Raw genomic sequence first — 21,639 nt, forward strand, 5'->3', positions numbered from 1 at the left:
GACTACGACTGAAGTGATTGGATCTTTCGTGACCGAAAAGAACAATTTTGCCCACCTTTCTTCGCGACTGTCGGTAACCGACGCGGAGCCGGACCGCAACCTGGCGCTGGAACTTGTCCGTGCCACGGAGGCGGCAGCCATCGCCTCCTCGCCATGGGTTGGTTTCGGTGACAAGAACTCAGCTGACGGAGCAGCGGTAGACGCAATGCGCGGCCTGCTGTCCACCGTGAACTTCAACGGCGTCGTGGTGATCGGCGAAGGCGAAAAAGACGAAGCCCCCATGTTGTTCAACGGCGAGCAGGTCGGCAACGGCACCGGCGCCGAGTGCGACGTGGCTGTGGACCCGATCGACGGCACCCGCCTGACCGCTCTGGGCCTGAACAACGCACTGTCCGTGCTGGCAGTTGCCGATCGCGGCACCATGTTCGACCCATCGGCAGTGTTCTACATGGAAAAGCTGGTGACCGGCCCAGAGGCAGCCGAGCTGGTTGACCTGCGCCTGCCGGTCAAGCAGAACCTGCACCTGATCGCCAAGGCCAAGGGCAAGAAGATCAGCCAGGTCACCGTGACCGTGCTTGACCGTCCACGCCACGCCGGCCTGATCGACGAAATCCGCGAGGCTGGCGCCCGCACCAAGCTGATCATGGACGGCGACGTGGCAGGAGCCATCGCCGCAACCCGCGAAGGCACCGGCGTTGACGCGCTGATGGGCATCGGCGGCACCCCAGAAGGCATCGTCACCGCCTGCGCCATCAAGTCGCTGGGCGGCGTGATCCAGGGCCGCCTGTGGCCAACCGATGACGAAGAAAAGCAGAAGGCCATCGACGCCGGCCACGAGCTGGGCCGCGTGCTGACCACCAACGACCTGGTGACCTCGGACAACTGCTACTTCGCAGCCACCGGCATCACCGACGGCGACCTGCTGCGCGGCGTCCGTTACAAGAACGGCCGCATCTCCACCCAGTCGATCGTGATGCGTTCCAAGTCAGGAACCATCCGCTTCGTCGAGGGAGAGCACAAGCAGGACAAGTGGGATGCCTACACCCGCTAAACCAAGCAGGTAGACAACCTTAAAACACTGCGAGCCGTGAACCACTGATCATCGGTGGTTCACGGCTCGCAGTGTTTTAAGGGAAGCTCAGCCTGCGAGGCCTTGGGCGCTGGCGGCGAAGAGCTGACCAGCCTGCAGCGCGGAGGCTGTGGCGGGCAGTTCGTCGTTGCCGATCAGCACGGATTGGCCGCGCGAGAGGATCTTCGTGTCGGCTCGGGTCTCCACGCGGAATGACCCCGCGGTGCACAGCAGCACGCCAGCACCATGAAGCTGCAACTCCACCGCATCCTGACCCTGGACGCAGTCGATGACCTGAAGCTGGAATTCATCGAACCCAGGCTGGTATAGGCTGCTGTTTTCTCCCGCCGCAAGGGGCGCCAGCAGGGGAGCGGGGGCAGGCTCGGCCACGGTGACATCAAGCAGCTCCGCTACGTCGATGTGCTTGCTGGTCAGCCCTCCGCGCAGCACGTTGTCGGAGTTCGCCATGACCTCAATGCCCAGACCGCGCAGGTATGCATGCACGTTGCCGGCGGCGAGGCTGATGGCCTGGCCGGGGCGCAGGTACACCAGGTTCAACAGCAGCGCCACCAAGACTCCGCAATCGCCGGGATATACCGCATTGATGCGCACCAATTCGGCCAGATGTACCTGCTGGGCGAGCTGCTCATTGTTGCTGATGGCCGCACAGATCTCGGCTACCAGGGACGAGGAGTCCTGCTTTGAGTCAAGTACGAATTGCAGGGCGGAGGCCAGCGGGTCGCCGCCGCGCAAAATGGAGCGAAGTTCGTCGAGCATACCCGCGCTGTCGGCACCGAGGAAGCCCTGCAAGGCGGTGAGGTCCTCGATGATCGCCTCCGGCTCGCGGAATCCCGAGAGGGCCGCAAAATCGGTCAGCGCATAAAGCATTTCAGGTTTGTGGTTTGCATCTTTGTAGTTGCGGTCGGCTGCCGACAACTCGATGCCTGCAGCGTTTTCCCTGGCAAACCGTTCCCTGGCCTGTTCCAGATTCGGGTGGACCTGGATCGACAACGGCTGGGCGGCGGAGAGCACCTTCATCAAGAAGGGCAGCGAAGCATAACGCTGTGCGATGTCGGGGCCGAGGATTCGCTGCGGATCATCGGCGATGATCGCATCCAAACTTGAGCCCTGCATGGTGTGGCTCGGGCACCCAGGATGGGCGCCGAGCCACATTTCAGCCTGCGGGCTGATGGAGTTTTCCAACCCCAACAGCGCCGTGATCTGATTTTCGGATCCCCAATGGTAATCCCTTATCGTGTTGTTCAGCTCAAACACGGTTGATTGCCTATACCTTTCACAAACGGATATGGGTTGCCAATCGGTTGGGGGGTCATAACCGTTTAAGGCACCGAGCATTCGTCGTTGTTGGCTGCAATCTGCGCAATGCGCGTTTTGTAGCCGGACAACTCGAGATTGACCAAGTATTCCTCGGTGATCGCGCTGCCGTCAGGCTGCGTGAACTCTTGGGTGTCGCCCTCGGAGAGCTTAGGCGCATTGTTGATATCTGAGGCGTCCTCGGTTTCCTCGGCGGCTTCAGATGAATCGGAGGATTCGGAAGCCTCGGTGGACTTTGCCGGGTCCTCGGACTTCTTGGATTCTTCCTTCTTCTTGTCCTTCTTCGGCGCGCTCTGCTTCTCGATGATCGACTGGATGCGCTCTTGGATCTGGTCGAAATCAGGGTAGGTGGAGAATGAACGAGGGAAGTCGGGTGCGCCGAGCGTCAACCGTGCAAACGGCTGGGAAGAAACCTTCTCCGCAACACTGACGAAGGATGAAAGCTGGCTTGCAGGAATATTCGTCTCCACCAGCTGCTCGCCGGCCGACATGATATTCGTGAAGTTCGTCAGGATGGTCTGCGGGGTGGCCTGCTTGATGATTGCCTGCTGCAGGCACTGCTGGCGCTTGATGCGGTGGTAGTCATCGGTGAAGTCGCGGGAACGGGCAAACCACAGGGCCTGCTTGCCGTTGAAGGTCTGGGTGCCGGGGGCGAACCAGTGGGTGCGCACGTTGGTGCCTTCCCAGTACTTGCCGTTATAAGGAACCCAGCCACCGGAGTTGATCGTCACGCCGCCCAAGGCGTCGACGAAGCTGGAAAAGCCTGCCATGTCGACCATGACGTAGCCCTGAACCTCTAGGCCGGTGGTGCCCTGCAGGGCATCCATGGCGGCCTGTGCACCGACATTCTTCACCGACTTCGGGAACAGGTCCGCGTGATTGTCTTCGGCATCGCGGTAGATCGCGTTGAACAGGCACTCGTTGCCGCAGTTGTAGCCGTCAGGCCATGCCTTGGTCATCGGTGAACCAGGTGCGAAGCGTGCACCCTGGAAGTTGCGCGGCATGGAGATCAACAGGGTTTTGCCGGTTTTGGCATCCACCGACATCAATGCCACCGAGTCGGTGCGGACGCCGTCGCGGTTCGAGCCGGAGTCGGCGCCGAAGACTGCGATGTTGTAGCGGCCATCGACTGGTTCAAAGGCAGGGCCTGCCTCGAAGACCTTTTCAATGGTCTGGCGGCCGGTGTTGAGGATCGATGCACCGTAGACGAAGACGCCGCTGGTGGCGACGATCGCTGCGAGGGTGAACACCGAAACAATCACACGCATGCCCGGGGCGAGCATCTTCGGCCTGATGATGATCAGCGTATTGATGAACATGATCAGCCACAACACCGCTAGGGTGCCCAGCACGATGATCAGGAACAGCTGGAAGTTGGGGTGAGCCACCCAGCCGAGAATGATCGAGCGGTTGGTGAAGTAGATGACTACCAAGCCGATCACTGCCAACCAGCAGATCATCGTTACCGATACGGCGATGCGACCCAGCTTGCGGTTGCCAGCGATGAGCTGTGCGCTGCCCGGGAAGAAGATGGTCAGCAAGACCAAAATCAGGGCGCGCTTGCTGCGCTGCGGAGAGCTGATGGTCTCCGGATTGCGCAACGGACTCGGAGCGCGATGAGTGGCTGAACCCATGTACTTGTGTGACTTTCCCTAGGAGGCGAAATTCTCGTTGGCAACTTCTGCACGCAGCGAAGCGCCCTTTGCGTGGGCGGAATCGCGCAGAGAATCTGCGAACTGAAGCAACTTTACCTGTAACGACTGTGCAAGCTCGTCGGTTCCCGAGGCGAGCATACGCACCGCGAGCAGACCTGCATTGCGTGCGCCGCCAATGGAAACGGTTGCTACCGGAACACCCGCTGGCATCTGCACGATGGACAGCAGGGAGTCCATTCCATCCAGCTTAGCCAGTGGAACTGGTACTCCGATGACAGGAAGCGGTGTAACTGATGCAAGCATGCCCGGAAGATGGGCTGCGCCGCCTGCACCGGCGATGATGATCCGCAGTCCACGCTCATGGGCCGACTTGCCGTATTCGATCATTTCGGTGGGCATGCGGTGCGCGGAGACGACGTCGGCCTCAAAGGGAATGCCGAATTCGGTCAGGGCTTGGGCTGCCAGACGCATAACGGGCCAGTCTGAATCTGAGCCCATTACCAGGCCGACAAGTGGTGCTTCAGTCATTGCAGTGTATTCCTTGGGTGTCTCGAATAGAGCGCTGCCGCTGTTTTCCAACAGCCGCAGCGCTCACGAAAATATTAGGCGGTGGCAGGTACGCCGTCGCGAATCAACGCGGCAACCTGATCGGTCTTTGCGCGAAGTTCATCAACGGTTTCACCATTATTAGCCACGACGTTCACGTGGCCGATCTTGCGTCCTGGGCGCACCGACTTGCCGTAGGCATGGACCTTGACCTCGGGGGCTGCCGCCAGGGCCGCAGCGAAGGCGGAGAACAGGTCTTGGTTCGCGCCGCCGAGGTAGTTCTTCATGACGGTCACGCCCAGTTCGCGGGTATCGCCCAGCGGCAGGTCGAGCACCGCACGCAGATGCTGCTCGAACTGACTGGTCACCGATCCGTTCATGGTCCAGTGGCCGGTGTTGTGGGGGCGCATGGCCAGCTCGTTGATGACGAAGCCTGCACCGACGCCGGGGGTTTCAAAGAGTTCGGCAGCCATCACGCCGGTGACGCCGAATTCTTCGGCAATGCGCAGCGCTGCATTGGCGGCCGTCTGAGCGGTGGCCTCGGAGATCTCCTGAGCCGGGGCGATGACTTCGTCACAGACCCCGTCAACCTGAATGGTGTGAACTACCGGCCAAGCCTTGGCTTCACCCGATGGGGTGCGCGCCACCAGGGCCGAGAGTTCGCGGGAGAAATCAACCTTGTCCTCTGCCAGCAGGGCGCCGTTGGCGAACCAATCGGCGGCGTCGCGGGCGTCGTCGGCTGAATCAAGGATGCGTACACCCTTGCCGTCGTAGCCGCCGCGCGGAGTTTTCAGGACGATCGGCCAGCCGATCTCATCGCCGAACTCAACAAGTTCGGCAACGCTTTCCACCTTGGCCCATGCAGGGTTTGGCAGCCCCAGCTTTTCAATGGCTGCTCGCATGACCAGCTTGTCCTGGGCATGGATCAACGCTGCCGGGCGCGGCTGGACATTGACGCCTTCATTGATCAAAGTGGTGAGAAACTCATTGGGAACGTGCTCGTGATCGAAGGTGACCACGTCCTTGCCCTTGGCGAATTCGCGCAGGGTTTCAAGGTCTTTGTAGTCGCCGACCGGTGCATCGGGAACGCTGCGGGCGGCCGATACGTCGGGTCCTTCGGCCAGAACATGAAGTTCAAATCCGAGATTCAGGGCCTCTGGGGCCATCATGCGGGCCAACTGCCCGCCACCAATTACACCAATTTTTGGAAAGCTCACCCCTCTAGATTAGCGAATTGTGGGGCATCCTTTGTGTGCGTGGCTTTCGATGACTAGATTCGGTGGGCCAATTGCCAGAAAAATTCGATAAAATGGTCGAATGTTGCCTTTGCCTTGAAGAGGCAAAGACAAATTCTAAATCGTACTGTGCGGGGGAGTTGCTGACTTCCCCGACCAATCTGACGAGTCACCGCCAGAGCGTTGGCTCTGCGGTCACCGTGGGGCTCTCTGGAGGAAAATGTTCGACCGCATCAGGCAAAAATTTACTGGACTCGTCTCGCTGCTGTGGCGCGAAGTGGCGAAGTTCGGTGTTGTCGGAGGCATAGCGTTCATCATTGACTCCGGCATCTACGTATGGCTGCTGCACGGTCCAATGAGCGACTCGCAGGTGAAGGCCAAGATCATTGCCGGCGTGGTGGCCACCGTATTTTCCTGGCTGGCCAACCGCTACTGGACCTTCCGCCACCGCCGCCAGGCCAATGTGGTCCGCGAACTGGTGATGTTCTTGATCATGAACGCCATCGGTCTGGGTATCGCCGCCGCCTGTGTGTGGGTCACCAAATATTGGATCGGCCTGACCGATGCGACCAGCCTGTTTATCGCAGGCTCGGTGGTAGGACTGATCCTGGGCACGATCTTCCGTTTCTTCGCCTACCGTTTTTGGGTCTTCGGTGCAGAAATGGATCAGGAAGAAAAGTTCGCCCACGACCATGAACTGCTCGGCGGGCACCCTGCGAAAGTTGCCCCCGGAACCGCGGACGCTCCCGCCGCCGGAGACGCACGCAGCGATTCCACCGACACCGGAAGCGTCCCCACAGTCTAAAGCAGGAGCGAACCTGCCTCTATGGCAGGTAGTCGAAGGTGATGCGTTCACCCTCGCGAAGCCGCTGGGTAGCCTCAACACCGTCGCCCAACAGGACGATGGCATCTCCCGCAGCCCACTGAGCGACCGCATAGGGCAGCAGTTCAAGCACCGGAATGTCGGCGCGTACCAAAATGGTTCCCTGCGCCGTGGCGTCGGCTGTGAACAAGGACTGAATGCTTAGTTCCCCTGTGCCGTCGGCATCGATTGCGAGGCCGTTTTCATCCACCGCTGATGGGTAGAACTGGTCCGCGTATGTGCGGACCGAAGCATTGAAGTCTTCAGCGACCGGACCTAGGTCTTCCCCGAAGGACAGTGCCAGCGCCGCTGGATTGACCGCGAGGATCTCGGCGGAAGCAGGGATCTGTTCGTCATTGGGTGCATCGGTGATCCATAGTGCGGCGCTGCTCGCCAACCCGCTGCCAGCCGGGACCAGTGTAGCTCCGTGATGTAAAGAAGCGAGCGCTAGGACCAAAGATTTCCAATGTGACGAAAGATTCAAAACTACTACGTCACCTTCTTCGAGGCTGAAGACTTCGGAGAGCATATTCGCGCTTTTCGCCACCCAATTGTCAAATACCCGACCGGAGAGTTCGATGCGTTCGCCGTTTGCTGCGTACCAAGTCAACCACGGGGAAGCGGAGCGTCGATGGGTGGAAAGAAGGTCTTCGACGAATGCGTTGGAAGTCAAGTTTTTACTCACCTTTGCCTTAAATCTTGATACTGAGAATTCACTTGGAATTCAGGCAAGTTACGACTCGCCCGGTTGATCAGCGTGTTTGTGCGGCGTGTTGTGCCGAGAGTTTCCTGAGAAGTGTTCTTAGAATACCGGTCCCGCTTGACTCTCACCGAGTTACACAGATGTAATTAGATGGTGAGTTTGGCCCAGACCATCATTTCCAATACTTTGATGGACTAAATGGTGCCGAATGGATCGGGTGCTTTGAACGCCCGATCTTCTCAAATCAACGTGAAAGGTCAACATCACCATGGCGAAGGTGGAGCAGGGGTACTCCGAATATTCGACCTCGGCTGTTGCGTCTGCTCAGTACGGGTTGGACAACGCACCGTCGGATTGGTTTGTCGATCCGCAAGCTGAGGATTTCTCCCGGCTTGCCGTAGCAGCTGATCTTGAAACGGCTGCAGATGACGTCCGATCGGGCAGTGAATCCGAGACTGAAGTTGAAGAAATTTCAACTGCGGGCTCCTGGGCCCCGCAACTCGACGAAGACGATGTGACCCGTGAGTCCATCAAGGCTGTCTGGCTCGGCGTCGGGCAGGAAGTCGATGAAGGCGAGCTTGGCTGGCAGGCTCGAGCACTGTGTGCACAGACCGATCCCGAAGCGTTCTTCCCAGAAAAGGGCGGCTCAACCCGCGATGCTAAACGAGTTTGCGGCGCTTGTGTTGTACGTTCGGAATGTTTGGAATACGCGTTGAGCAACGATGAGCGTTTTGGAATTTGGGGAGGGCTCTCGGAGCGCGAACGCCGCCGTCTACGGAAACGAGCAATCTAATTCGTCCACCAATTCATGTCACCGCCATCGTTGCTACGCACGATGGCGCTGACTTTTTACCACGTACCTTAGCCGCGCTGCGGAACCAGTCAAGGCCAGTTGAACGCTACATCGGTGTTGATGCATCATCCACCGATGGCTCCCTAGAAGTGCTTAAAGCAAATCTGCCGTCGAACGCAGCGCTGCTGAGCGCCGATGAAGGATCTTTGGGACTGTCCTTGGACGTGGCAGTCGCCCAATTGCCCGAGGCCCGCACCGACCGCGATGAATGGTTGTGGATCATCCACGACGATTCGATGCCGGCTCCGGATGCCCTTCAGCAGCTGACCGGTGCGGTTGAAGCTTCCGAATCCGTGTCCATCGCCGGATGCAAGCTGCTAGACATCGACAACCCTCGCCACCTGGTCGAGGTGGGCCTGAGCGTCGACCGCAAGGCACAGCGCCTGACCCTGATCGATACCGACGAAGTCGATCAGGGACAGTACGACGGCCGCAGCGATTACTTTGCCGTCTCCTCGGCTGGCATGTTCATCCGCCGCGAGGTCTTCGAACAGCTCGGCGGTTTCGACCCGGCGATCCCCGGCCGCGGCGATGACGTGGACCTGTGCTGGCGCAACCGCCTGGCAGGACACCGCGTGGTGGTTGTGCCCGAGGCGAAGATCTACCACCAGGTTGAGGTGGTGGAAGCGCTGGCCGGTCCGCAGGAGGCCAAACGTGCCGAAGTATTCCAGCGCCTGAAGTTCGCCTCTCCTCTGGCGCTGCCGTTTTTGTGGATAGGCATCCTGCTCGGCGGCCTCGGCCACTTCCTGCTGGCGGTGCTGGCAAAAGACCCGGGACACGGATTCAGCTACCTCGGAGCAACCCTGCGCGGTCTGTTCTCCCCGGTCAAGCTCGGCGCGTCCCGGCGCAATGTCAGGCAGATTCGCAGCGTACCGCGCCGCCAGGTCCGCAAGCTCATGGCCTCCGGTTCCCAGGTGCGCGAATACCGCCGCAACCTCGACACCGGCCGCGACGACTCGATGGTCTTCGGCGACGGCAGCGGCTCGGATGGGGCCCAGGAGCCCAGCGGCGACAATTTCTCAGACTTCGTCAGGATCGCCAGGCCCCCGCGTACCACCGCGGTGTTCTCCCTGTTGCTGGCCCTGATCATCTCCACCGGCGTCTCCATGATCGCCTGGCGTTCGCTGTTCGGAGCCGGCGCCCTCGCGGGCGGCGCCGCCCGCCCGTTCTCCAACACCATGGGGGAGATCGGCGCCAATGCACTGTCCTGGTGGCAGAGCACCTCCACCGGGCTAAGCGCGGCACCGGATAACAGCGATTCACTGTTCTGGCTGTTCTCCGCGCTGAGCTTCAACCATGCCAATGAGGCATCGGTGTACCTGTTCTATGCGGCCATACCGCTGGCGGCGCTGACCGCCTGGTGGGGGATCGGGGCGGTCAGCCGCTCCCGGGCCGTCCGCTTCATCGCCGCATTGATCTGGGCGCTCATGCCCTCGCTGTTCTCCGCGCTGGCCACCGGCCGCGTCGGCGCAGTGCTGGTGCACATCATGTTGCCGCTGCTGTTCCTTGCGGTGCTGCGCGCCATGGGGACCAGCGTGCCGGTGGAAGGAAAGCTCCCACCGAGTCAGCTCCAAGCCACGCGGTCGGCGTGGACCGCTTCGGCCTGCGCCGCCTTGATCCTGTGGATCATCTCGGCCGGGTCCATGGCATTCTTCCTGACGGCTGTCCTGGCGATCTACATCCTCGCCGCCTTCTCGCCGCGCCGCGCCAAGACCCTGTGGTGGGTGCCGCTGCCGGCCGTGGTCTGGAACCTGCCGCTGCTGATTTCTGCACTGTCCGACCCACGGCTGCTGTTCACCGAGCCGGGGGCAGCCACCGGGTTCAACCCCGCCCCGTTGTGGCAGATGAGCCTTGGGTTCCCCGAAGAATTCAACGCCGCCGCCGCACCGCTTGGCTGGGGCTTCCTGCCTGCCGGCCCGTGGTCGCTGGTTGCGGCATTGTTGGTCGGCGCCCCGATCATTCTGCTGGCAGTCACTGGTGCCGTGGGCACCTCGCTGAGCCATGACGAGGGCATGCGCCGCAACTCCCGCCGACTGGTGTGGGCCGCGGCCCTGTCCCTGGCCGCCGGTTGGGGCGTCGGGTTCATCCCGGTGGGCCTCGACTCGCACACCACCGTCACCGCCTACACCGGTCCCTTCGTGTCATTTGCGGTGTTCGCACTGATCGCCGCGGCAGCTAACGCCAGCGCGGCGCTGCGCCGCGAAGATCTGCCTCGCCCGGCCCGCCGACCTGCCAATAGGGCGGTCTTGAGCATCATGGCGGTGCTTTCTGCGGTGACCATTCTTGCCAGCGGCGCCGTGGGACTTGGCACCCAGCTGAATCCGCAGGATCCGGACGGCACGCTGAGCGCGCTGACCGCACCGCTTCAGGTCCAGCCCTCCAACCAGCGCACCATCCCGGCCACCGCCGCGGATGCGGGCCGCTCCGAACTGCATGAACGCACCCTGGTGCTGACCCCGCGCGCTTCCGGCGAGGTGGACAGCGAGATCGTTTCCGGCAACGGTGAAACCATCGATACGCTCAGCCGCTATTCGCAGGTGTCCCAGCTGACCGGTTCGCTGCTGCACCCACAGCGCAACGACGATTCGGCGGCCGAAGACGTACAGCGCGAAGTGGTGGCCATGCTACTGTCCGAGTCGGGCTTGGACGCCCGTGAAGAGCTGCGCGACCTCGGCGTGGGCTACGTAGTGCTCAACGTCAGCGGTGAAGCGGTGTCCTCCACCGTGCGCGTGCTGGACGCGGCCACCGGCCTGGCCGCCGTAGGCCAGACAGACAGCGGCTGGCTGTGGCGCGTGGACTACCAGAGCACCGAAGCCAACGAGGGCGCAGGCTTTGCCCGCCTGGTGGATGCCGACGGCAAGGTCACCGTCCTGCCAAGCAACCGCGCATCCATCAAGAACGTGCAGATCCCTGCCGCCGATTCCCCGCGCACACTGGTACTTGCCACCGCGGCAGACCCCAAGCTGCGGGCCTCACTGGATTCGGCGCCGCTGCGCAGCGTGGGCTACCCGCAAGACTCGGAGAACCAGTGGGCCCAGGCCTTCGAGGTTCCGGCCTCGGGCGGAACGCTGAACCTGAGCCACCGCGAACCGGTGGCGCTGCCGATGCTCGTGATCTCCGCGGTGCTGTTGCTGTTCACCGTGCTGCTGGCCATCCCGGTGCCTAGCTCGCGCCGCTTCGCGAACTACCGCAACGACCAGTACCGGGTCCGTGAAGAGCAGCGTGATGCCGATCAGGTGACCGACGGCGAAGCAGTACTGGCGGCGGCACAGCCCGTCACCGGCGTCATCTCCCAGTCCGATCATCCGCTCAGCCGGCGTGAAGCCCGTGCGAGGGCCAGCGAAATGCGCGAGAGCCTGGAGCCCAAGCTGGGCGATAAGATCACGGACGACGAGCCAGGGCAGGAGAAGAACCAGTGAGTGATGAGAAGAACGTGAACGAGCAGGATTCCTCCGCGCAGCCGCCGTTGCCCGCACCAAAGTCCGCCGCCGATCCGCAGCAGGACGCCGCCAAGGCTCCGCAGCCAAAGCAGGCGGACTCGCCGACGCCCGCAGAGACGAGGAGCGCGGCCGCCGCCGGCACCGAGGCTCAGCAAGCCAAGGGATCTGAGGCGGCGGAAAAGCCGGAACAGCCAGCAACGGCGGACAAGTCAGCAAAGTCCGACAAGGCACAGAAGGCTGACAAGCCGAAGAAGGCCGCCGCAGCGAAGCAGCCTGCCGCCGTGCAGGACGCGGAGCAGAAGCAGGCCAAGGAGGAAAGCGCCACCGCGCGCAAGCGCCGCGAAAAGTTGGAAAAGGCGCGCGCAGCCGCGGTGAAGGAAGCCGAGCATTCGCCCACCCGCAAGAAGACCGGGGCGGTACTGCTGAGCCTGGCCGCCGTGATCGCCTCCTCCGGAGTCATCGCCGCAGCCTCCCTGCTGGCGCCGAACGCCAACCCGGTGGCACTGCCCGCCGCGGTCACGAGCCTGCCTGCCGGCGACGCGGTCAGCGTCTGCGCCGCCACCCCGCAGTTGCTCAAGGGTGTCGACGGCACCGATCCGCAGTTTGCCCCGGGCGCCAAGGACGTCTCCAGCAACCTGCGCAGCACTGTCGTCTCCGACCTTGCCAAGCGTATCCCGGGATCGAGCCTTTCGAATCTGGACGGCAGCGACGTCAAGCAGCTGACCAAGCGCATTGACGACGAGGAAGCATCCCAGTCGCGCAGCGCCGACGACCAGGGACTGACCGGCCGCAGCTCGCAGGTGAACACCACCAACAACGTCAACAGCCAGCAGCAGTACACCGTGCAGCCGCTGGGCGGCCTGCCGTCCATCGGCAGCAGCCTGCGCAGCTACCAGGCCAAGGACGGCGACCTCGCAGGGCTGGCCGCTGCCACCTGCCAGGCCCCGGCGTCGAACTGGCGGTTCACCGGCCTGCAGACCACCACCGGATCCACCTCGGTGCTGCATCTGAGCAACCCCACCAGCACCGCGGCCCAGGTAGCCATCGACCTTCGCGGGCCCGAGGGGCTGATCGATACCGCCACGCTGCAGAACATCGTGATTGCCCCGGGCCAGCAGCGAGCCATCGTGCTCGGCGGCTACGCCCAGAACCTGAATTCCGTGGCGGCAACTGTCACCAGCACCGGCGGCAAGGTCAGTGCCTATGTACAGCAGGCGGCCCTGCGCGGTTTGACTCCGTCCGGTGTTGAATTGGTGGCGCCGAACTCCTCGGCCGCCAACACCCAGGTCATTCCGGGCGTGTGGATCGACGGCAAGGACAATGCCAAGAAGCTTTCCGATGCCGATAAATCTCTGGTGCCGCAGCTGCATGTTGCAGCCACCGGCTCCCAGGGCGCCGGCTACAAGGTCAAGGTGCTCGGAGCCGATGGCGAGGTCGCCGCAAGTTTTGACGAGAATCTTGCAGTCGCGTCCAACGCCACCTCGATCGTGAACCTTGATCAGTTGGCCAGCGGCTACTACAGCATCGTCGTGGAGGCCGACGCCCCGGTGACCTCCGCGGTGCGCATGGTCCGCGGTTCCAACCCGAAGGACCCCACGGACACGGCATGGGCGGTGAGCTCCACCGCATTGGCAGGCAACCAGGTGATGCCGCTGTCCGCCAACGGTACCGGCAAGTTCGTGATCGCCGCGGTGGAATCTGATTCCTCGATCGACGCGGTGGTAGTTGCAAAGGACGGAACGCTGGGCAAACCGCAGAAGCTGAGCGTCAAGGCCGGAACGTCAACCGTCTTCGACCCCCGCGAGTCAAGCGAGGACGCGCAGGCAGTGATCTTCTCCTCGGACACCAACGCCTACATTGGGCAGGTCATCCTGGGATCGGACCAGTCGATTGCCTGGGCCGCGATGCCGCAGGCGAATATCGGCCGCGACGGGATCGTGGTGAACGTCGGCGGCTAAAAGCCCCGATAGCCAACGCCCCTGGGCGGCGCGGAGTTCCGCGCCGCCCAGGGGCGTTTAAACTGCTAGAAATCCGGGTCTTCCGGGAAATATTCGGGATCGACCTCATTGACCGGGATCATCCACAGTTCCGAAACCTCGTGCACGATGCACTGGTGGACCAGGTCCACGAGTTCCACGGTGGAGGAGGCCAGCTGTTCCAGCGGCAGCCGGTAGATCGATACCCTGGCGCGTTCCGTGGCGGTTGCCGCCCGTGAAGAGGATAGCGGTACGCGGTCGCCGGCAGCATGGGCGAGGTCCAAGAGTTTGTCGCTGGGCACCGGGAGGATGCGGAAGTCGATGAGCACCATCCGCGACTCCCAGCGCTGCGCCAGTCGTTGGGCGCTGGCCATAACGGCGTCGTCGAAACGTTCGGGGCGTGTGCGATATGCCGGTACGTGCATCGGGATCAGCGGTCCACGGCGACCCCGGCCGTGTCGGTTCCGACGCGGCCCGCTGGGTTGATCCGGCAGTTTCTCGAACATAGTTCAACACTACCGCCGGGATGGCCATTACCGGTGAATCACTGGGCAAGGAAGTAGACTTGGAGCGTGGAAGGTCTTCGTCTTTGCTCTCGCCCGGCCTGTCGTGAGACGGCACGCGCTACCCTCACCTACGTGTATGCGGATTCAACCGCTGTACTGGGACCATTGGCGACCTATCCGGAACCGCACTGCTATGACCTGTGCGCCCGCCACGCCAACCGGCTCACCGTTCCCAGCGGGTGGAGCCTGATCCGTGGAACCATCCCGGATGTGCTTGAACCCGAAGACGAACTCAACGCCCTGGTAGATGCCGTGCGCGAACCAAAGCGGTCGGAGCGCCGCGCGCGTCATGCGGCCCCGTTGCACGGCGAAGGCTCGCAGCCCCACGAAACCCGCGGTCCGCGGCTGGATGGCCGTGTCAGGCTCTCGGTACTGCCCGAAGACCCGTCCAACGAGCAGAACTAGAAGACCAGCACTTTCACCGCTGCGTCACCGATAACCCAGGCATTGTGGTGTGGCTATGCGTGGGACAAGACACCTTGCTGGTTATGCTGAAATCGCAGAGCCCGGAGCCGGGCTTAGCAAGCAACCCCAAAAACTCATCACGTGACCGTGTAAATAGCAGGAGGACCCCTCATGGCTGATGCTGCGAAGGACCCTAACGGGGCTTCGGAACAGGGAACTACGCAGACGCCCAAGGCCCCGCTAAGTCAAAAGGCCGAGGAACTGGCAGCGCGACTGGAAGCCCATAAGAACATGGCCCAGGCCGACGCAGCAGCAAAGGCCGAAGCCGAGCGCAAGGCCGACCTCGAAGCTACCTTCAACCGTCCCGCTGCTCCTGCCAAGCCGAAGGCATCAGGGCGGCAGGAATCATCCTCCGCAAAAACTGCGGCAGCCCCGGCAGCCGCATCGGCGGCGGAACCTGCAAAGACCACGGTGATGCCCGAAGCCAAGAGCTCGGATCAGTCGGTGGAAGACGTGATCCGCGCTATTAAGTTGCCGCATGAGGCCGAGCTTGAGACGCAGGGCAAGCCGCAGGCAAGCGCCGCCAAGCCTGCCGCCGCCGCAGCGTCCGCAGGTGCCGCCGCAGCTAAGCAGGACGTACCGGCACCCAAGGCTTCGGTGCCTCCGGTGGCGGCGTCAAAGGACGAAGTGAAGGTCTCAACTGCCGCCGCGGTGGCCGAAGCGCGCTCACGGGTCTTTGGAAGCCAGGGCTCCAGCGAGGCTCCCTCCGAGGCAGCCATGAAGCGTCGCGTTGCCCGCGACCGCGCGCTGAACTCCAAGCCGGCCCTGGCACGCCCCATGCAGATCCTCGTGGCGATCATCTTCCCGGTGCTTACCTTGATTGCAGCCATCCGGCTGGTCGCCACCCCGGGGTTCCTCGCCTTCTCCTATGCTCGCCCCGGCTTCCCCGCCGACCTCTTCGGCTTCACCGCCGCGCAGCGGCTGACCTATGGCAGCTATGGGGTCGACTACCTGAACAACTTTGCAGGGCCCGAATACCTTGCAGGACTGGTTCTGCCCAATGGCTCCCTGCTCTTTACCGAGGGCGAAGTCCAGCACATGGTGGACGTCAAAAATCTCATCGGCTTCGCCTATGTCCTCGGGATCGTCCTGGCAGTTCTTTTCATCATCGGCATCTGGTACCTTGCCGCGCGCTACGCCGGTGGCGTGCGCCGCGCACTGTTCTCCGGCGCCCTGGTGACCCTTGGCCTGATGGCCCTGCTCATGGTGGCTGCACTGACAGGGTGGGAGCGCTTCTTCAGCGGCTTCCATGCACTGTTCTTCTCGGAGGGAAGCTGGACCTTCAGCGTCCAAGACACCCTGATCCGCCTGTACCCCGAGCAGTTCTGGATGGATTCGGCAATGGCCATCGCCGGTATGGTGCTGCTCACTGTGGTCATCGTGCTGATCACCTGCTGGCCCACCGGACGCCGGCGCGAGGCGGCTCGGCTGCGTCAAGAAGCCCGCGCCTTTGGGCTGACTAACTAAGCAAGAACAGCAGAGAGCTGGCCATCCACTTCGGTGGATGGCCAGCCTTCTGCGTTCTCAGGGGGAGCGGAGCTCAGCGCTGGTATAGCTGATCGATCTGCCATGCGTAGTCCTTGAGGACCTCCTGGCGTTTGAGCTTCAGCGTGCTGGTCAGGTGCCCGGATTCTTCGGTGAATTCCACCGGCAGCACCACGAATTTGCGCACCGATTCGGCCTTGGACACGGTCAGGTTTGCCATGTCGACATATGACTGGATTTCGTCCAGGACCACCTGATTCTTCGCGGCCTGGGCAAGGGACAGAGTACCGAGTCCCTTGGCCTTGGCCCAGAGCACCAGCTCTTCGGGATCCAGTGAAATCAGCGCCGCAATAAACGGACGGTTGTCACCCACGAGCACGCACTGGGCGGCGATGCGTCCAGCGCGGATCATTTCTTCCAGCGGACCAGGGGAGACGTTCTTGCCGCCGGCGGTGACAATCAATTCCTTCTTACGTCCGGTGACCTTCAAGAACCCTGCCTCGTCAAGCACTCCGGTGTCCCCGGTCTTGAAATAACCGTCAGCGTCGAAGGCCTCGGCCGTGGCCCGGGGATTCTCGTGGTATCCGGCGAAGACGCCGATACCCTTGATGAGGATTTCTCCATCCTCGGCAATCCGAACACTGGTGCCGGGGATGGGGCGGCCCACGGTACCTACCCGGGCCAGCGATGCCTGATTGACCGTGGCCGGGGCGGTGGTCTCGGTCAGACCGTAGCCCTCCACCAGGTTGATCCCAGCACCGAGGAAGAAATGCGCCAGATCTTCGTTCAGGGCGCTGGCCCCTGAAATTGCGTAGCCGCATTGGCCGCCGAAGACAGCGCGCAGCTTCGGATAGAGCACCCGATCAAAGAGCGCAAAGCGCGCCCGCAGGCCCAGCGGCATGCGCACCTTCTCACCGCGCCCCCGGGCATCGCGGATTTTCGAAACCTGGATGGCCGTCTGCTCCGCCTTCAGGAACAGTTCGCCCTTGCCGCTGGCCTCCGCGGTGGACAGCGCGGTGGTGCGGATCTTCTCAAATACGCGGGGCACCGCCAGCAGGAAGCCGGGTTTGACCGCGGCCATATCCTCAACCAGGGTGGAGGTCGAACTTGAATGGGCGATGACCGCCCCGCCGTGGATGCAGGTCTGCTGCACGGCGCGGGCCAGCACGTGGGCCAGCGGCAGGAACATCAGGGTGCGGCGTCTCTGACCGAGGATCTCTAGCATGTGGCCGGCGAGGTTGTGGGCCACCAGCGCAAAGTTCGCATGGGTCATATTGCAGCCCTTGGGCCGCCCGGTGGTGCCCGAGGTGTAGACCATGGTGGCAGTGTCGCTCAGTCGCATCGAGGCGCGGCGTTCTTCAATGACCTGCTCGTCGACCTGTTGCGGCTCGACTAGCAGCTTGTGCAGGCCCGCGGAGGGGATCAGCTGGTTGTTGGCCCCGGCGGATCCTTCAAACATGTGGGTGGTGACCGCTTCGCCCAGCTGGGCTACCGCCTGGCGGACATGCGCCCGCAGTTCGTGGTCCTCGGCGAAGACCACCCGGGCTCCCGAATCGCGCAGGATCCATTCGATCTGAAAGGGGCTGGAGGTCTCATAGATCGGCACCGAGATGCCGCCGGCAAACCAGATGGCTTCCTCCGCCAGTGCCCATTCATAGCGGGTGCGGGAGATGATCGCTACCTTGTCGCCTGCCTGCAATCCGTCATTGATCAGGCGCATCGCCAGGCGTTTGACGTCGCGCAGGAATTCTTCGGCGCCCACGTCAACCCAATCGTCGCCGCGGTGCACCATGAACAGCGGTTCGGCGGGCGCCTGTGCAACGCGGTCAAGGAGCAGGTTCGTGACATTCACTTCCGGGGACAACTCGGTCAGCGGTTGAACGTGCACTTCTTGCATGGAGGGAGGTCCTTTGAACTCGTGGGTCTTCTGCGGTGCGAGGGATTAACCCCAGTTGGGGATCCACAGGTGGGCACGCCAGTATTCATCCGGGATCATTTCGCCGCTCCAGATAGGCCAGAAGAACGCAGAAACCAGCAAGACGACTGCCAGGAAGGTGGCAACCAGGGCGATGCGGGTTCGGTAGAGCGGACTTCGCCGCGGCTCGGAGGGGATGAACTTGCCTATCATATACGCCAGCGCAAGGACCAGGAACGGCACCATTGGCAGGGTGTAGAAGAAGAACATGGTGCGTTCCGGGTACTGCAGCCACGGCAGGAAGCCGGCGGCCGCTCCGGCCAAAATGGCGCCCGCACGCCAGTCTCGCGCACCGACCCACCAGAGGATCAGCAACAGCAGGCTCAGCCAACAGGCCCACCACATCACCGGGTTGGGCAGGTCGGTGATGACCTCGGTGCAGCGTTTGATATCACACCCATTGGCGCCCTGATCGTAGCCTTCGAAGTAGAACAGCACCGGACGGCCGGCAAAGGGCCAGGTCCACGGGGAGGACTGCCAACCATGTTCGGAGCTCAGCCCGGTATGGAAGGTGTACCCGGCCTGATGGTACTGCCACAGCGATCGCAGCGGAGCGGGAAGCCAGCTGACGCCCTCACCCGGATTCTCTTCGGCCCAATGCCGGTAGCGCCCGCCCTGCGTGCTCAGCCAGCCGATCCAGGTGCTCAGGTAGGTGGCGAGCATCAACGGCATCATGGTGAAGAACGCGTAGACTCCGTCGCGGAGCAGTGCGGAGGTCCACCAGTTGTGGATTCCTGCGGTGCGTCGGGCGGCAAAGTCCCAGAGCACCGCCATCACGCAGAAGACCGCGATGAATGAGAGCGCCGACCATTTAATCCCTGCGGCGCAGCCCATCATGATCGCCGCAGTGAAGCGCCACGGCCGCCACCAAATCATCGGGCCGCTGCGCAGCAGGAACTCATTGGGCCGGTTGCCCGCCGGGACCGCCAGCAGCTTGGCAAGCTTCAGCCGGCCATGGCGCCGGTCCAGCAGCAGTGCATAGAAGGCAGCGAGCACGAAGAACATCAGGAAGATATCCAGCAGGGCGGTACGGGACATGACGATCGAGTGCCCGTCCACGGCCATCAGCAGCCCGGCGACCCCTGCCAGGAAGTGCGAGTTAAACAGCAGCTGCGCACACAGCGTCACCAGCAGCACCGCGAGGGTTCCGAACAGCGCCGTGGAGAAGCGCCAGCCAAATCCGTTGAAGTCGCCGAAGAGCAGCATGCCCAGGCCGATCAGCCATTTGCCCAGCGGCGGGTGCACCACAAAGGAGGGGTCCTGACTGAGCTGCGGGTCTCCGGCGGCGAACTGATCGTCGACCTCGTCACCCCATTCGCGCTCGTAGCCGCTTTGCAGCAGCGAGTAGGCGTCCTTGACGTAGTAGGTTTCGTCGAAGATCAGCGTGTGCGGGTGGGCGAGGTTCACGAAGCGAAGGATGCCCGCCAGCACCGTCACCGTCAACGGGACGATCCACAGCAGCGGCCCGGAAAGGGAGGCGGCGCCCACCAGTCGGTATTTCAGGCTCTGAAAGGTGAAGGCCTGGCGTGCAGACTGCACATGGCCGGCGTCGGTGGTTTTCAGGGCCGAGATGCTCATCATTTGTCATGCTACCGGGGCGGGTGGGGGAATGTGCGCTTTTCGTACTTCGCGTAGGCTAAAGATTGTGCAGAATTCAGAGAATGACGGCGTGATCGTCCTTGGAGCTACCCCTATCGGCAACCTGTCCGACGCGTCCCCGCGCCTGCGGGAGATGATGCTCGGCGCGGATGTCATCGCCGCGGAGGACACCAGAAACTTCCATCACCTGGCCAATGCGCTGGGGCTGAAGATCACCGCCAGGGTGATGAGCCTGCACGAACACAACGAGGCGCACAAGCTCGCCGAGGTCATCGAACTGGCCAAGACCGGGGCGACGATCCTGGTGGTCTCCGACGCCGGTATGCCGGCCGTATCGGACCCCGGATATCCGCTGGTAGCAGCAGCGATGGGGGAGGGCATCCGCGTCACGGCCGTGCCCGGCCCCTCTGCGGTGCTCACCGCCCTGGCGCTCTCGGGCCTGCCCACGGGGCGATTCACCTTTGAGGGGTTCCTCCCGCGCAAGGCCGGAGAACGGCGCAAGCGGCTTGACGCACTGCTCGACGAGCAGCGCACCATGGTGTTCTTCGAAGCCCCGCATCGGCTGGATGACTTCCTCGAAGCCGCCAGCGAAGCCTTCGGAGCGGACCGCCAGGCGGCGGTGGCGCGAGAGCTGACCAAAAAGTTTGAAGAGGTGCGCCGGGCAAGCCTCGGGGAGCTGCACGAGTGGTCGCTGGAGGGGGTGCGCGGCGAGATCGTCGTGGTCATCGCCGGCGCCGACGAGCCCGAAGCCGCCACCGTCGAGGACCTCTTGCCGCAGGTGAACCAGCTGGTTGCCGCGGGGACCAGGATGAAGCAGGCGGTGGCCGAGGTGGCCGAAAAATCGGGGGTCAAGAAGCGCGACCTCTATGAGGCCGTTTTGGCGCAGAAGCAGGAACAGCAGGGCTAGCTTTTAACCTTAGGCAAATTGCACAATGAATCTGGCGGTTCATAGTGCATAGGGCGATTTACAGCGCTGTGATGCCGAGAATAGCGTGGATACCAACAACTACTAGCCTCAGTAACAGTTTCAGGAGATGTGCGTATGTCGATTACCGCTCAGCGCGAAGCAGAGTTGCTCGCCAAGGTACCAACCGGCCTTTTGATCAACGGTGAATGGCGCGACGCCTCGGACGGCGGCACCTTCGACGTGCTCGACCCAGCCACCGGCGAAAAGCTGCTGACCCTTGCCAGCGCCACCAGCGAAGACGCTATGGCAGCACTGGACGCAGCCGATGCAGCCCAGGCCAAGTGGGCCCTGACCGCTCCACGCGAACGCGCTGAGATCCTGCGCCGCGCCTTCGACCTGGTCACCGAGCGCAAGGACGACTTTGCGCTGTTGATGAGCCTGGAAATGGGCAAGCCGCTGGCCGAGGCCTACGGCGAGGTCACCTACGGTGCAGAGTTCCTGCGCTGGTTCTCCGAAGAGACCGTGCGCCACTACGGCCGCTACCTGACCACCCCAGAGGGCAAGAACAAGATCCTTGTTCAGCACAAGCCTGTCGGCCCATGCCTGCTGATCACCCCATGGAACTTCCCGCTGGCCATGGCCACCCGCAAGGTCGGCCCGGCAGTTGCCGCAGGCTGCACCATGGTGCTCAAGCCAGCCAAGCTGACCCCGCTGACCAGCCAGCTGTTCGCCGCCACCATGATGGAAGCCGGCCTGCCGGCAGGCGTGTTGAACGTCGTTTCCGGCGCCTCGGCATCGAAGATCTCCGGCCCGCTGATGGCCGACGACCGCCTGCGCAAGGTATCGTTCACCGGCTCCACCCCGGTGGGCAAGCAGCTGATGAAGGATGCAGCGGACAAGGTCCTGCGCACCTCGATGGAACTGGGCGGCAACGCACCGTTCATCGTCTTCGAGGATGCAGACCTGGA

Annotated in this window: 17 protein-coding genes; 9 read left to right on the forward strand and 8 right to left on the reverse strand. The window is 62.7% G+C overall.

The features are described from left to right. The first annotated feature begins 16 nt into the window (after positions 1-16). Positions 17-1,051 carry a class II fructose-bisphosphatase gene (gene glpX / locus RUH64_RS16530; RefSeq protein ID WP_396276077.1) on the forward strand — a complete coding sequence of 345 codons (1,035 nt, stop codon included), beginning with the start codon at positions 17-19 and terminating at the stop codon, positions 1,049-1,051. Positions 1,052-1,138: 87 nt separating this feature from the next. On the opposite strand, the gene manA is transcribed toward glpX, so the two are convergent. From manA to RUH64_RS16550, 4 genes are all read right to left on the reverse strand, one after another. Next, positions 1,139-2,344 (reverse strand): mannose-6-phosphate isomerase, class I, encoded by a 1,206-nt coding sequence (gene manA, locus RUH64_RS16535; RefSeq protein WP_313814868.1) that lies wholly within the window; start codon positions 2,342-2,344, stop codon positions 1,139-1,141. Positions 2,345-2,409: 65 nt separating this feature from the next. Continuing rightward, positions 2,410-4,038 carry an LCP family protein gene (locus RUH64_RS16540; protein ID WP_313814870.1) on the reverse strand — a complete coding sequence of 543 codons (1,629 nt, stop codon included), beginning with the start codon at positions 4,036-4,038 and terminating at the stop codon, positions 2,410-2,412. A gap of 18 nt (positions 4,039-4,056) precedes the next feature. Further along, on the reverse strand, positions 4,057-4,587 hold the full coding sequence (purE, locus tag RUH64_RS16545) for a 5-(carboxyamino)imidazole ribonucleotide mutase (protein WP_313814871.1): 531 nt from the start codon (positions 4,585-4,587) through the stop codon (positions 4,057-4,059). Positions 4,588-4,661: 74 nt separating this feature from the next. Further along, the gene (locus RUH64_RS16550) at positions 4,662-5,822 is read right to left on the reverse strand and encodes a 5-(carboxyamino)imidazole ribonucleotide synthase (RefSeq protein ID WP_313814872.1); all 1,161 of its coding nucleotides are present in this window, start codon (positions 5,820-5,822) and stop codon (positions 4,662-4,664) included. A gap of 238 nt (positions 5,823-6,060) precedes the next feature. On the opposite strand from RUH64_RS16550, the gene RUH64_RS16555 reads away from it, so the two are divergent. Then, on the forward strand, positions 6,061-6,645 hold the full coding sequence (locus tag RUH64_RS16555) for a GtrA family protein (protein ID WP_313814873.1): 585 nt from the start codon (positions 6,061-6,063) through the stop codon (positions 6,643-6,645). A 19-nt stretch (positions 6,646-6,664) separates the two neighbouring features. On the opposite strand, the gene RUH64_RS16560 is transcribed toward RUH64_RS16555, so the two are convergent. Then, positions 6,665-7,375: a TIGR03089 family protein gene (locus tag RUH64_RS16560; protein ID WP_313814874.1), complete on the reverse strand. Its 711-nt coding sequence runs from the start codon at positions 7,373-7,375 to the stop codon at positions 6,665-6,667. A 298-nt stretch (positions 7,376-7,673) separates the two neighbouring features. Here RUH64_RS16560 and RUH64_RS16565 point away from each other — a divergent pair, with 298 nt between their 5' ends. From RUH64_RS16565 to RUH64_RS16575, 3 genes are read left to right on the forward strand one after another with little or no spacing between them, the layout of a single operon-like run. Further along, positions 7,674-8,198, forward strand: coding sequence for a WhiB family transcriptional regulator (locus RUH64_RS16565; RefSeq protein WP_313814875.1), 525 nt, complete (start codon positions 7,674-7,676; stop codon positions 8,196-8,198). Further along, the gene (locus RUH64_RS16570; protein WP_313814876.1) at positions 8,144-11,677 is read left to right on the forward strand and encodes a glycosyltransferase; all 3,534 of its coding nucleotides are present in this window, start codon (positions 8,144-8,146) and stop codon (positions 11,675-11,677) included. The genes RUH64_RS16565 and RUH64_RS16570 overlap by 55 nt, the downstream gene beginning before the upstream one ends. Then, positions 11,674-13,656, forward strand: a complete 1,983-nt coding sequence (locus RUH64_RS16575) for a DUF5719 family protein (RefSeq protein WP_313814877.1) — start codon at positions 11,674-11,676, stop codon at positions 13,654-13,656. Before RUH64_RS16570 ends, RUH64_RS16575 begins: the two co-directional genes overlap by 4 nt. Positions 13,657-13,721: 65 nt before the next feature. Here the strand turns inward: RUH64_RS16575 and RUH64_RS16580 are convergent, their stop codons facing one another. Next, complete coding sequence (locus RUH64_RS16580; RefSeq protein WP_313814878.1) at positions 13,722-14,180, reverse strand: metallopeptidase family protein; 459 nt, start codon at positions 14,178-14,180, stop codon at positions 13,722-13,724. Positions 14,181-14,246: 66 nt separating this feature from the next. Between RUH64_RS16580 and RUH64_RS16585 the strand changes: the two genes are divergently transcribed. Together RUH64_RS16585 and RUH64_RS16590 are read left to right on the forward strand one after the other, a co-directional pair. Then, positions 14,247-14,645 carry a DUF3499 domain-containing protein gene (locus tag RUH64_RS16585; RefSeq protein ID WP_313814879.1) on the forward strand — a complete coding sequence of 133 codons (399 nt, stop codon included), beginning with the start codon at positions 14,247-14,249 and terminating at the stop codon, positions 14,643-14,645. A gap of 171 nt (positions 14,646-14,816) precedes the next feature. Beyond that, on the forward strand, positions 14,817-16,172 hold the full coding sequence (locus tag RUH64_RS16590) for a TIGR01906 family membrane protein (protein ID WP_313814880.1): 1,356 nt from the start codon (positions 14,817-14,819) through the stop codon (positions 16,170-16,172). Between the two features lie 73 nt (positions 16,173-16,245). Here RUH64_RS16590 and RUH64_RS16595 read toward each other — a convergent pair whose 3' ends face one another. Together RUH64_RS16595 and RUH64_RS16600 are read right to left on the reverse strand one after the other, a co-directional pair. Then, positions 16,246-18,087 carry a long-chain fatty acid--CoA ligase gene (locus tag RUH64_RS16595; RefSeq protein WP_313814881.1) on the reverse strand — a complete coding sequence of 614 codons (1,842 nt, stop codon included), beginning with the start codon at positions 18,085-18,087 and terminating at the stop codon, positions 16,246-16,248. 45 nt (positions 18,088-18,132) lie between these two features. After that, on the reverse strand, positions 18,133-19,746 hold the full coding sequence (locus RUH64_RS16600; RefSeq protein ID WP_313814882.1) for a phospholipid carrier-dependent glycosyltransferase: 1,614 nt from the start codon (positions 19,744-19,746) through the stop codon (positions 18,133-18,135). 28 nt (positions 19,747-19,774) lie between these two features. Here RUH64_RS16600 and rsmI point away from each other — a divergent pair, with 28 nt between their 5' ends. Both rsmI and RUH64_RS16610 read left to right on the forward strand, forming a co-directional pair. Further along, complete coding sequence (gene rsmI / locus RUH64_RS16605) at positions 19,775-20,671, forward strand: 16S rRNA (cytidine(1402)-2'-O)-methyltransferase (RefSeq protein ID WP_396276076.1); 897 nt, start codon at positions 19,775-19,777, stop codon at positions 20,669-20,671. 135 nt (positions 20,672-20,806) lie between these two features. Continuing rightward, positions 20,807-21,639, forward strand: an 833-nt coding sequence (locus RUH64_RS16610; RefSeq protein ID WP_313814884.1) for an aldehyde dehydrogenase family protein, incomplete at its 3' end; no start/stop codon positions are given.

Source organism: Glutamicibacter sp. (genome assembly GCF_032154645.1).
Lineage (GTDB): Bacteria > Actinomycetota > Actinomycetes > Actinomycetales > Micrococcaceae > Glutamicibacter.

Coding starts and splice junctions, on each gene's coding strand:
- RUH64_RS16540 (WP_313814870.1), bottom strand. CDS start 4,038: ATGGGTTCAGCCACTCATCGCGCTCCGAGTCCGTTGCGCAATCCGGAG.
- purE (WP_313814871.1), bottom strand. CDS start 4,587: ATGACTGAAGCACCACTTGTCGGCCTGGTAATGGGCTCAGATTCAGAC.
- RUH64_RS16555 (WP_313814873.1), top strand. CDS start 6,061: ATGTTCGACCGCATCAGGCAAAAATTTACTGGACTCGTCTCGCTGCTG.
- RUH64_RS16565 (WP_313814875.1), top strand. CDS start 7,674: ATGGCGAAGGTGGAGCAGGGGTACTCCGAATATTCGACCTCGGCTGTT.
- RUH64_RS16580 (WP_313814878.1), bottom strand. CDS start 14,180: ATGTTCGAGAAACTGCCGGATCAACCCAGCGGGCCGCGTCGGAACCGA.
- RUH64_RS16590 (WP_313814880.1), top strand. CDS start 14,817: ATGGCTGATGCTGCGAAGGACCCTAACGGGGCTTCGGAACAGGGAACT.
- RUH64_RS16595 (WP_313814881.1), bottom strand. CDS start 18,087: ATGCAAGAAGTGCACGTTCAACCGCTGACCGAGTTGTCCCCGGAAGTG.
- RUH64_RS16600 (WP_313814882.1), bottom strand. CDS start 19,746: ATGATGAGCATCTCGGCCCTGAAAACCACCGACGCCGGCCATGTGCAG.
- rsmI (WP_396276076.1), top strand. CDS start 19,775: ATGTGCGCTTTTCGTACTTCGCGTAGGCTAAAGATTGTGCAGAATTCA.